Origin of the sequence: Mycobacterium sp., assembly GCF_052143115.1 — a bacterium.
In the GTDB taxonomy this organism is placed as follows: Bacteria; Actinomycetota; Actinomycetes; order Mycobacteriales; family Mycobacteriaceae; genus Mycobacterium.
On record NZ_JBKQTQ010000185.1, the window covers coordinates 1 to 10,507 of the forward strand.

Consider the following 10,507-nt stretch of genomic DNA (forward strand, 5'->3'; position numbering starts at 1 on the left):
CAGTCACCGTGGGTGGGTGGATCAGGTGTTGACGATCTCCAAGCTCAAGCGGTGGTCGATCAACTACTACATCGACACCGCCCGGGCCGCTCAGACCGCCAGCCGTGATGTGGCACGTGCGGGCGGCGGGTTGGGGGAGTACTACTCCGAACACGAAACCCGCACCCCATCATGGTTGTTGGCCGGCGACACCCACACCGTCGCCAGGTCGGTGGGCCTCACCGATGCCCAGCGCGCGGGCGGCAAGGCCGATGCCGAGCTGGTGGCCGGCTGGCTGGATGACGGCATCGCTCCCAACGGTGCGCAGGGCCGCGGCTTTGGGCAGCGCGGTGTACACGGGTTCGATCTGACGTTCTGCGCTCCCAAGAGTGTGTCGCTGGTCCGGGCACTTCGCGCCGATGACGTGGTCTCCAAGGCGATCGGCGACGCGCACACCGCCGCGCTGTCTGAGGCGATGGAATACCTGGCCGTGCATGCCGGCTACACGAGGGTGCATAACCCGCGCACCGGTGAGAAGGATCTGATGCGCCTGCCCGGCTTGGTGGCGATCGCCTACCAGCACGAGACCTCGCGGTGCGGGGACCCGCACCTGCACACCCATGTCATCGTGCCCAACCGCCAAGCCCGCGCCGACGGTGTGATGGTGTCGATCGACGGGACGTCGCTGTATCACGAAGCCAGAGCGGCCGGGGTGATCTATCAGGCCACTCTGCGCCGCGAACTGCACCAATCCCTGGGCCTGGAGTGGTCGCCGGTCGACTCATCCACGGGGATGGCCGAATTGGCCGGCGTCGCCAGGGAGACGATCACCGCCTGGTCGCGGCGCTCCACCCAGCTACGGCAGTGGGCAGCCGACAACCTGCACGTTGTCGACGGTCCGTTGACCGCGGCGCAGCTGGCGGCCGCGCAGAAAGCAACGCGCCCCGCCAAACCCGAAGAACTCGCCTGGGCCGCGCTGGTGGAGCAGTGGCGCGCCGATGCGCGCGGCCTGCGCCTGGACCGCGCAGCGTTCGACGCCGCGCGCGCGGCGCGGCGCACCGCAGCGCGCAGCCCGTTGGATCGGGCGCGCCTCGCGGCCGCGGCGGAGAAGATCGACAAGGCCGCGTTCACCCGCGCCGACCTGGTCGAGATCGTCGGCGCGCAACTACCCGTCGACCCCGAGCGCACCCCACGCGAGCTGGTCGAAACTGCCGTCGATGAGGTCGGGGTGCGGTTGACCGCGCCCCGCGCCGCGCATCAGCGCGAGGGCCATGAGCGCTTCACCCTCGACGCGATCCTCGACGAAGAGGCCGCGGTGCTCGATCTGATCGACGCGCGCAACGACCGCGCCATGCTGTGGATCAACGACGACGACACCGTGCACCTGTCGGCGGATCAAAAGCGCGCCGTGCAAAACATCGGCCGCTCACCCTGGCTCGTCCAACCGCTGTCCGCGCCGGCCGGCGCGGGCAAGACCACCTCGATGCGCGCGCTGCGCGGCGCCGCGCACCGCCGCTTTGACGGGACGGTGCTGGTGTTGGCGCCGACCGGCAAGGCCGTTGATGTCGCCGTGCGCGAGGGCGCTGGAGACCAAGGCCACACGATCGCCAAAGCCCTCCAGATGTTCCGGGACAACCAGTTAGCGCTGAACCCGCACACCCTGGTGGTCGTTGACGAAGCCGCCATGGTCGGCACCAACGAGCTGCGCCAACTGCTGACCGCCACCACCGCGGCCGGTGCCAAGACAGTCCTGGTCGGCGATGAGCATCAGCTCGCCCCGGTCAAGGCACGCGGGGGCATGTTCGCCCAACTGTGTACCGAGCTGCCCTGGACACAACACCTCTCGCAGGTGTGGCGGCTGCGCGACCGCGACGAACGCGTCGCCTCCCTGGCGCTGCGCGACGGGCACGGAAACCGACTGCGTAAAGCGGTCGGCTGGTATCGCACCCACCACCGGCTGCACACCGGCGATCAGATTGCCATGGCCGCCGACGCCCACGACGCCTACCTGTCCGACCGGGCCGCCGGCAAAGACGCGCTGCTGATCTGCGACACCTGGGAACTGGCCGACGCGCTCAACCACCGCCTCCACCACGCGCTGACCGTCGAGGGCCCCGCCGTGCACGCAGACCGCGATCAAGAAATCCGCAAGGGCGACATCATCATCAGCCGCCGCAACGATGCCGCTGTGGATGTGCGACCCGGGCCCCGTCACCAGCGCGGCGCGCATGTCGGCCAGGTCCGTAACGGCAACCGGTGGCGGGTGGCCGGCCTCGATGCCGCCACCGGACGCATCGCCGCCGAACGGCTCACCGACCAAGCCCGCGCCGTCTTCGAAAACGACTACGTGCGCCACCACATCACCCTGGGTTATGCCACCACCGTGCACTCCGCCCAAGGCGTCACCGCCGATACCAGCCATGCCGTCATCGGCGAAACAGCCAGCCGCGCCATGGCATACGTCGCCATGTCTCGTGGCCGCGAACGCAACCACGTCTACATCTACCGCCGAGCGGCCGGTGAAGCCGACCACGAGCACGGCCACCTGCTCGACGCCGCCGAGGTGCACCAGATGCGCCGGGGCAACAAATACTCCGCCGCCCACTCCTTGCGGATGATCCTGGCCAACGACGACCGCCCGCTCACCATGCACGCCCACGCCGAACGCGCCGACCGCCACCATCTGCCCCCGATCGTGGCAGACGCGCTGGCGCGCAACGATCAACGCCGCGCACATCGCCGGGACGCCTGGCGCCAACACGCCGCCGCCGAACGCGCCCGCGAAGCCGCCTACCAACGCATCATCAGTCACGACCGCAGCCGCGTTCTCAGTGACGATGGCGACGGGCTGGAGCTTTAGACCATCGGTCGCGGCGTGGTCACACCGGACCAGCTGATTTTCCAGCGGTCCCGATCTATCCGATCTGATCGGCTAGCGGAGGTCGATCGACACTGGGGCTTTGGGCCAGGGTCACGGTGGCCCCGGCGTCGTGAGTGTTGGTGGTGATGCGCGTGTGACTCCGACCGCTGCCGCCATGTCTCGAAACTAACGTTCTCGGTTCTCAGAGAATGCCGCAAAACTTGGGTGTCACAAGCACACTCGACCCCTAGAACGATGGCAGGATGTCGACCAGGAAGTTCTCCCGCACCGAGAAACCCTCAAGATGCAAACCCCACATCTCCCGCTCTAACCCGTCACCAGATGTCATGCCATGGCCATGTTCCGGTGATCCCCCGCGCCAAGATGATGAAGACCGTGAGCGCCACCACCACAAACGCCCCAGCGTGCATGGCACTCACGTTGAGGTAGCTGGTGGCCAAGTCGGTCGTCATGTCGGTCCTCCGTCCGCGGTGACGTAATCTCCTTGTAACATTATATCGATGGTGATAGCCGTCGCGGAGAGGCGCGCCACGCAATCCCCAAGCTGGACTCGGTCCAGCTTCCGGTACGCCCGCTTAATGTCATCCTGGCTGGCGTCGGCGCCGTCCCCGATGGCGATGGCGATGTCCCCACTGCCCGAGCCGGGCGCGCGCCCCTGGGGGAGCGCCGTCCTAGCCCCGGACCGACACCATCCAGCTGCACGTCTCGAATCTAAAGTTGTGAGACACGTGGAATGAGTAGCACAGCACCGCAACAATGGCCATGTCGGTCTGTCGCAAAAGTCGCCTCAAAACTATCGTCGCATAACTTGCACTTCTGAGACTTTTGAGACATACTGGACTTCATGCCGACCGTGACCGCACCGTCCACCACAGGCACTCAGCTCGGATACGCACGAGTGAGTACCGGCCACCAATCGCTCGACCAACAGCTCGACGCACTCACTGAAGCCGGCGTCAAGCCAGACCGTGTCTATAGCGACAAGCTGTCGGGAACCTCGACACGGGAGCAGCGACCGGGCCTTGCCGCGCTGCTGGATTACGCCCGCGAAGGTGACGCGATTGTTGTGGTGGGTATCGACCGGCTCGGCAGGAACGCCGCGGAGGTCATGATGACGATCAGGGAACTCGGCGAGCGGAACATCGTCCTCCGGTCATTGCGCGAGGGAATCGATACATCCAATCCAACCGGGCGCATGGTGGCCGGAGTGCTGGCGAGCCTGGCAGAACTTGAGCTGGAGCTTGGCCGGGAACGTCGTGCGGCAGCGCGTGAAGCCCGGAGAACACGCGGACAGCCTATTGGGCGGCCCAAGGTGCTCGACAAGTCGAAAGCTTCTCTAGCGCAGCGGATGCACGCGGGTGGCGAGTCGGCGAGCACAATCGCAGCCGCACTTGGGGTCAGCCGCGCGACGGTTTATCGAGTGCTCGCCGACCAGCAGAGCGAACCTGCGTAGGTGCAGCGTCCCTACGTTGACGTGTTGAATGCCGGCGAGACGAAGTGCCGGCACACGAGCGATTTCGACTTTGGACTACAGGAATGAGTTCTCCGCGGTGAGGCCGCGGTCGGGGAACGCGCCGAGCGCGAATGTCTCGGCGTTGCCCAGACCTGTCCCTCCGCCGACCGGATCTTCCACTCGCACCAGGAGGTCCCGAAGCTGGTGCAACTCTCGCGCGTTCTTGGGGTCGTCGCAGTCCGTCATGTGGTTGCCTTCGACCTTGAGGTCGCCGACCCATTGGCCGTACACCCAGTCATTCCACCCGTAGTACCCGGCCGTGCCAAGGTGAAAGCCGGTCGGGCCAGCCGCATTGATCGTCAGTGGCCGCTTTGCCCCGCTGGAATCGATCAGGGTGATCGTTCCGTGGGTGAATCGGCGGTTGTCGTCCCGAAAATGCAGGTCTTGCTCGACCGAAGCGAAGCGTTCAGAGGTCCCGTCGGCATTCTGTTGCTCTGCCTGGCACCGGATCTCGGTGAATCCGTCACCCCGCTCCTCTTGGTAGAAGACGAACAGGGAGTACACCGATCCGTCGGCGCGAGTCAGAGTCATCGGGAGCCACGCCATCAACATTTGCTTGATCTTTCGGCCGCCGCGCGGCAAGCCCGGTATCGGCTTGCCAACACCCGGTCGGAGTCCCCACGAGTGGTCGCGGATCGAGATCCAGCCGTCGGCGTCGATTTCGGTTCTCACGCCTTCGACTTCCGCCCAGCCGGATGCGACGCCGATCTGGTGGTAGCGCAACACGTTGTGGGTTACCCGAAACCCGTCAGGGCTGCGGTCCGGCCATGGATCTTCAAGCGCCGCATCGAAACTGCCGCGCATCACTACGTCGAATGCGATGGGGGAGTGCTCGGTGGCATCGAGGCTCACTCGTATTGAGCGCAGCGGCTCCTCGATGCAGTAGTGGATCGGACCGACGTGGGTGCTCGCTGGGTCCAACGACAACCGCCGCCCCGCACGAACCGTCCACTGTTCTGTGCCCAGGCACACGCCGGCAGCCCCATCGAACACGCCACGATTGGTGTACTTGCCGATCCCGAGCACGACCTGCAGGGAGTTGTCGCGCGCATGCGCAATCGTCCAGATCTTCTCCGTCCACGACGGATCGGACTGGCTGACCGTGGCGAAGGTGTCCACGATCTGGTGTGTGAGGAGTTCGTCCTCGGGTACCAAACTGCCGTAGTTCGTTGACAGCAACGCGGTCACCTTTCTGCGGTGTCTGAAGGCGGGGCTCCCCAGAACGCTGTCATGTCAGTCCCCCCCTCGTATGCGCGCATCCAGGTATCGACCCATCCTGGCAGTGGCTGATCGGCAGGATCATGGTTGGGAGTCTGCGATAGCACGAGTCGCCACACCATGGTTGCCAACTGGCGTGTTGGCACAGCATGGAACATGTTGGGCGGACCGCTGCGTCGCTCAAGCCGGCGGCTGCCGCCGGGAATGCGGTACTTGAACTCGCTGAGTAGCGGTGAGTTCGACATCAATTCCTGCGCCGAGGCACCGCGGTCCTCGTACGGAATGGTCTGGTCAAAAGTCTTTGCGATCCGCGCGGACAGCGTGCCGATGTGGCGGAACGTGCGACGGACCTGCGTGACGCGGTACCACGGGTCGGGGTTGATGTGCCGGCACAAGGTGAGCCCCGAGCTGCGGTGCTCGATCTCTTCGACGAAGTGCCACATCATCAGCGAGGCGACTCGCCGGTCTCCGCCGCCGAACAATGAATCACGGTTGTCGAGAATGACTTTGAAGAGCGGTGTGAACGTCGCCTCGAGGTTGGCGATGTAGGCCGCGTGAAACTCGATGGGCTGCTCGTCGACGAGTTCGTCGTAGGCATTGCATGCGTCCTCGTACACACGCTCCAGCTCGGGATAGCGATCCACGAGCGCCAGCATGTGTTTGCGATGAGCTGCCGCGTGCTGTGCCTCCTGCCGCAGGAACGCCTCGGCTTCCGAGGCGACATCGGGGTCCTCGTTCAGGCGGTCCTGCGATTTCCGGACCGCGCTGACGATGTATCGCTCGAACGGCACCGCGATGAATGTGAAGGCGTTACAGAACAGGCCGAAATTCGGGTTGGCGGGCTGCCACATGAAGGGCACCGTCGCGTCGAAGTCCCACGGGATCTTGCGGACCACGAGGTCCGTCATCGGTGACTACCTCCCATTGAGATGCCGTTACGCCCGCCCTTGGGGTCGCGACCGCCGCCTCGCGAGCCTTAGCATTGGCATGCATCGGTGTCTCACAATGACTTTTCCGGACACCGGGGCGAGACACCGTTAGTGTGACATTTGACTGTCTATATGTAAAGGGCTCGATGGTGACTTCTGAACGACCTGCCGAGGTCGAGCCATCGACGAGACGACGGATCCTCGCGGCCACGTTCGTCGTGCTCGCCCGCGACGGACGCCGGAAGTTGCAGCTGTCCGACGTTGCCGCTGAAGCCAAGGTTTCGCGTCCAACCCTGTACCGGTATTTCGGTTCGAAGGAAGGGCTGCTGGAGGCGTTCGGCCTCTACGAGCAGGACAATTTTGACGCCGGCATCGCCGCTGCCATGGCAGGATTGACCGGCCCCGACCGGCTCGATGCTGCGTTGCAGTTCATCGTGGATTTCCAGAGCTCGTACTCCCTGGGCTCGCTGGCCGACACCGAGCCCGAGCACGTGCTGTATCAGATGAAGCGCGCGTTGCCCATCATGCGGGAGCGCGTTGCACGCATCATCCCCGGCGACATCAGTGAGATCGCCTCCGCGGCAGTCGTGCGGATCGCCGTCTGCCACTACATGATTGGCGGGGGTAGCACTGATCAATTCCTGGCCGAACTGCGTCATGCTGCCGGCCTCGATCCGTCTCGACGGCGGCTGCCACGGTCCGCCGCGGCAGCAGGCTAACCCCCGAGCCAGCCGGCGATCTTGTCCGCGATGATCTCGGGCTGCTCGAGATGCATGAAGTGGCCGACACCGTCGACGATCTCGTAGGCGGATCCGGCGGCGGGTAAGTGTGCGGTGAGGTCGCCGAGCAGCTCAGCGCCGATGGCTCCATCGTCGGAACCGTGCAGGTAGAGCGTCGGCACCGGCGGCGGCTGAGTTGTCGCTAACGCTTCGGCCTGTGCGCCTGAATCGGCGAACTGCGTGTTAAACGACGCACGGTACGGACAGACGACATTAGAGATGTTGTCCGCCGTCACGTATCGACGCAGCTCAGCCACGTCGTCGCGTGCGTCGTACCCCGGCGACCAGTCTGCCCACAGCGACTCCCAGAAGCCCGGCGCAACCAGCGCGGCGTCGGCGAGGTCGACCTGCTGGATGAACCAGATGTAAAAGGACCGCTTGAGCTGCCGATAGGTAAACATGCCGGTGGCCAGGGCACTTATCGGCGGAACCGCAAGAGCGACGAAACGGCGAAATGCCGAGGGATCCGTTGCAACCGCTCCGTATCCCGCGTTCGCACCCCAGTCGTGACCGATGAGGATTGCGCGATCATCGGCCCGGTAAGTCCGACGGACCTCGAGGAGATGACGTACGTATGTACCGACACTGACGGGACTTGCCACCGGAGCGTCGTATCCGGGAAGCCAAGGTGCCACGACTCGGTATCCGCGTCCGACCAGAAAGGGTCCAAGGTGTCGCCAAGTGTTAGGCGTGTCCGGAAAGCCGTGAACGAGGACGGCCAGCGGCAAGGTCGCGTCTTCGATGTCTCCGAAGACGAGTGGTGGGGGTCGGGTCACCTCGCGATCGTATTACACCACTCCATACAGACGTAAAGTCTGCCTGCTTTACATCTGATGTGCTGTGTGTAAATCTATCTCTTGTGGCAGGCATCGCCCTAGCTCAACGCGACCTCCCCGATACTCGAAGGCAACTCGAATCGTGGTTCGAGCACAAGTTCGGGGGCAAGGCGGCTGTGTCCGACCTTCGCGCGGCGAATCGCGCCGCGGGATGGTCGAGTGAAAGTTTGGTGTTCGCGGCGGAACTGAACGGACGCATAACCGAGTACGTCGTCCGAATCCCGCCCGCCGGCGGAGGCATCTTCCCCAACTACGACTTAGGTGCACAGACCCTGACGCAAGACTTGCTTCACGAACACGGGATCGCGACTCCGTCGCCAATTCTCTATGAACCTGACAAGTCGTGGATCGGGTCGAAGTTTCTGGTGATGCCGCGGATCGTTGGTCACACGCCGTCGGATACCTCGTATGCGACACGAGGGTGGTTGCACGACGCCGGACCCAATGTGCAGCGGCGGGTTCACGACTCATTCCTTGAGACACTCGCAGGACTGCAGCGCGTTCCAATCAACGCCGCTATATGGCTCGAGCGCCCTGCGGGTGTCGGGAACACCGCGGAACTGGCCTGGTGGCGCGAATACGTCAAATGGGGGAGCGACAACCATGTTCCCGATCTCATGTCAGCTGCGTTCGACTGGCTAGTGAGCCACCAACCGGAAGAACCAACCGAGCTGACGGTCTGTTGGGGCGACGCTCGACTGTCCAATGCGATCTTTGACGACAGCGGCGAGATCGTCGGGGTCTTGGACTGGGAGCAAGCGTGCCTATGCCCGGCCGAGACCGACTTCGCGTGGTGGCTAGCCACCCGTCGCCAAATGCTGGAGGTCAATGGGCTCGATCTTGATCCCGAGCTTCCGGGATTCGACTCTCGCGAGCAGGTCATCCGACGGTTTGAGGAGATGATTGGTCGACCGCTGGTCGATCTCGGTTGGTACGAGATCTTCGCCATGGTGCGGATGGGGTGCTGCATCCTCCGCACACAGGTTCTGCTTCGCAAGATAGGCCAGGACGATCACTTTCTCACCCGCGCACCGTTCCTACCCGCGTGGACAATCGCGGCGATCCGTGACTAGCTCAAACTCACCGCGGATCCGTTCCATCGGTTATTCGGCGTGCGTGGCTGCCATCCGCGCACGGAGATTGCCGCCAGCGCACTCGCGCGACGCCGGCCGGGCCGCTACCTGAGCGCAACTGACTCGTCCTACGGCCCGTGAGGGGAGGGGTGTCCCTTCTCAGTCCTCGCTGCGCCTCGAACGGCTCAGCGACCGCTCTCTCCGCCAAACTCTGGCGCGGCGTTCCGCCGTCCGCAGAGCGTCCGCAGTAGTTTCGACAACGCTCGTCGCTCGCCAACCTCGTCAACGGTCTGACGTGCGGAGTTCCCGCGCGGCCAACGCGGTCAATGAGCGCAAACGCCCAAGTTGACTGTTCGGGACGAAGAGGCCATACAACCACACGGGAGGCACGTGGGGCAGGGGTCAGGCGAATCGGTCGCCCAAAGGCTCTCGACAAGTGGAAATCCGCTCTGGCGCGGCGGATGCATGCCAGCGGTGAGTCCGCGAGCACCATCGCAACCACACTCGGGGTCAGCCGTGCGACTGTCTATCGCGCGATCTCAGAGCAGCCAGAACGGACCGACTAAGTCGGCGACAGACCCTTGCAAATTCTTTTCGGCTAGCGCCCTTCAACCTCGGCCTTGATGCGTTCGAGCGTCGTGGCTATGTCGCGGACGTTGCGCCGACGCCGAGGTTCACCCACGAAAGCGAACGGACGCATTAGCACCGGTTCCGGAGTCCAAAATGATTCCGTCACCTCTGTCCCATCATCTTGCGGGACGAATCGATAGTGCCAATTGTTCACCGCAGCAGACCCCACAAGAACCTCGAAGCCAAACTCATGGCCACGCTCGCACGCGGTGACCCGGCATGTAGTCCAGTACACGGGTCCGATCTCATTTCGCTTCACATGCCCACGAAACCTCGCTCCCAAGGCGGGTCCGCTCGCTCCGTCTAACCACTCGGCGTCGAACGTCTCCGGCGAGAATCTTCCTGTGTTGGTCACGTCAGAGACGAGGTCCCAGATCGCCGCCGCAGGCGCTGACATGAACACTCTGGCAGAACCTCGCATACCTGACATCTGTACACGACGTCAGAACAGAGCGGGCAGTTTCTCTTTGAACTAGGGCTTGTTTCAGGCCCATCGAGCAAGCCTTTGGAAGGTCTCAGGAAGGGCTTGACGGCAACCCCCGCGGTTTGGCAATCTGAACGCTGTTCGATTTAGAACACTGTTCGAAAGGTGGGAATGGGCAGCGAGCTATCCGCGCGAACGCTTGGCTACGGGATGCTGGATCGGGACCACCTGACCAAGCACCTCCT

The 10,507-nt window shown here is 64.0% G+C and carries 10 protein-coding genes; 5 read left to right on the top strand and 5 right to left on the bottom strand.

Annotated features, from left to right (window positions below; all coding sequences use genetic code 11):
- Positions 1–25: 25 nt before the first annotated feature.
- On the top strand, positions 26–2,839 hold the full coding sequence (gene mobF, locus ACLQI9_RS19605) for a MobF family relaxase (protein ID WP_442392040.1): 2,814 nt from the start codon (positions 26–28) through the stop codon (positions 2,837–2,839).
- A 335-nt stretch (positions 2,840–3,174) separates the two neighbouring features.
- On the opposite strand, the gene ACLQI9_RS19610 is transcribed toward mobF, so the two are convergent.
- Positions 3,175–3,312, bottom strand: coding sequence for a hypothetical protein (locus tag ACLQI9_RS19610; RefSeq protein WP_442379986.1), 138 nt, complete (start codon positions 3,310–3,312; stop codon positions 3,175–3,177).
- A 392-nt stretch (positions 3,313–3,704) separates the two neighbouring features.
- On the opposite strand from ACLQI9_RS19610, the gene ACLQI9_RS19615 reads away from it, so the two are divergent.
- Positions 3,705–4,313 carry a recombinase family protein gene (locus ACLQI9_RS19615; RefSeq protein ID WP_442379984.1) on the top strand — a complete coding sequence of 203 codons (609 nt, stop codon included), beginning with the start codon at positions 3,705–3,707 and terminating at the stop codon, positions 4,311–4,313.
- Between the two features lie 75 nt (positions 4,314–4,388).
- Here the strand turns inward: ACLQI9_RS19615 and ACLQI9_RS19620 are convergent, their stop codons facing one another.
- Together ACLQI9_RS19620 and ACLQI9_RS19625 are read right to left on the bottom strand one after the other, a co-directional pair.
- A complete protein-coding gene (locus tag ACLQI9_RS19620) occupies positions 4,389–5,561 on the bottom strand; it encodes a hypothetical protein (RefSeq protein WP_442379982.1) in 1,173 nt (390 codons plus the stop codon).
- Positions 5,558–6,499 (bottom strand): metal-dependent hydrolase, encoded by a 942-nt coding sequence (locus ACLQI9_RS19625; protein WP_442392036.1) that lies wholly within the window; start codon positions 6,497–6,499, stop codon positions 5,558–5,560. The genes ACLQI9_RS19620 and ACLQI9_RS19625 overlap by 4 nt, the downstream gene beginning before the upstream one ends.
- 167 nt (positions 6,500–6,666) lie before the next feature.
- Between ACLQI9_RS19625 and ACLQI9_RS19630 the strand changes: the two genes are divergently transcribed.
- Positions 6,667–7,239 (top strand): TetR/AcrR family transcriptional regulator, encoded by a 573-nt coding sequence (locus ACLQI9_RS19630; RefSeq protein ID WP_442392037.1) that lies wholly within the window; start codon positions 6,667–6,669, stop codon positions 7,237–7,239.
- Here ACLQI9_RS19630 and ACLQI9_RS19635 read toward each other — a convergent pair.
- Positions 7,236–8,075 (bottom strand): alpha/beta fold hydrolase, encoded by an 840-nt coding sequence (locus ACLQI9_RS19635; RefSeq protein ID WP_442379976.1) that lies wholly within the window; start codon positions 8,073–8,075, stop codon positions 7,236–7,238. The two genes, ACLQI9_RS19630 and ACLQI9_RS19635, sit on opposite strands and share 4 nt — an antisense overlap.
- A gap of 83 nt (positions 8,076–8,158) precedes the next feature.
- Here ACLQI9_RS19635 and ACLQI9_RS19640 point away from each other — a divergent pair, with 83 nt between their 5' ends.
- Together ACLQI9_RS19640 and ACLQI9_RS19645 are read left to right on the top strand one after the other, a co-directional pair.
- On the top strand, positions 8,159–9,208 hold the full coding sequence (locus tag ACLQI9_RS19640) for a phosphotransferase family protein (protein ID WP_442392038.1): 1,050 nt from the start codon (positions 8,159–8,161) through the stop codon (positions 9,206–9,208).
- Between the two features lie 326 nt (positions 9,209–9,534).
- Positions 9,535–9,774, top strand: a complete 240-nt coding sequence (locus ACLQI9_RS19645; RefSeq protein ID WP_442392039.1) for a helix-turn-helix domain-containing protein — start codon at positions 9,535–9,537, stop codon at positions 9,772–9,774.
- A 32-nt stretch (positions 9,775–9,806) separates the two neighbouring features.
- Here the strand turns inward: ACLQI9_RS19645 and ACLQI9_RS19650 are convergent, their stop codons facing one another.
- A complete protein-coding gene (locus ACLQI9_RS19650; protein WP_442379973.1) occupies positions 9,807–10,259 on the bottom strand; it encodes an SRPBCC family protein in 453 nt (150 codons plus the stop codon).
- Positions 10,260–10,507 lie beyond the last annotated feature (248 nt).

What these genes read in the sequence shown, in the direction of transcription:
- ACLQI9_RS19610 (WP_442379986.1), bottom strand. Translation starts at nt 3,312, where the DNA reads ATGACGACCGACTTGGCCACCAGCTACCTCAACGTGAGTGCCATGCAC.
- ACLQI9_RS19615 (WP_442379984.1), top strand. Translation starts at nt 3,705, where the DNA reads ATGCCGACCGTGACCGCACCGTCCACCACAGGCACTCAGCTCGGATAC.
- ACLQI9_RS19625 (WP_442392036.1), bottom strand. Translation starts at nt 6,499, where the DNA reads ATGACGGACCTCGTGGTCCGCAAGATCCCGTGGGACTTCGACGCGACG.
- ACLQI9_RS19630 (WP_442392037.1), top strand. Translation starts at nt 6,667, where the DNA reads ATGGTGACTTCTGAACGACCTGCCGAGGTCGAGCCATCGACGAGACGA.
- ACLQI9_RS19645 (WP_442392039.1), top strand. Translation starts at nt 9,535, where the DNA reads ATGAGCGCAAACGCCCAAGTTGACTGTTCGGGACGAAGAGGCCATACA.
- ACLQI9_RS19650 (WP_442379973.1), bottom strand. Translation starts at nt 10,259, where the DNA reads ATGCGAGGTTCTGCCAGAGTGTTCATGTCAGCGCCTGCGGCGGCGATC.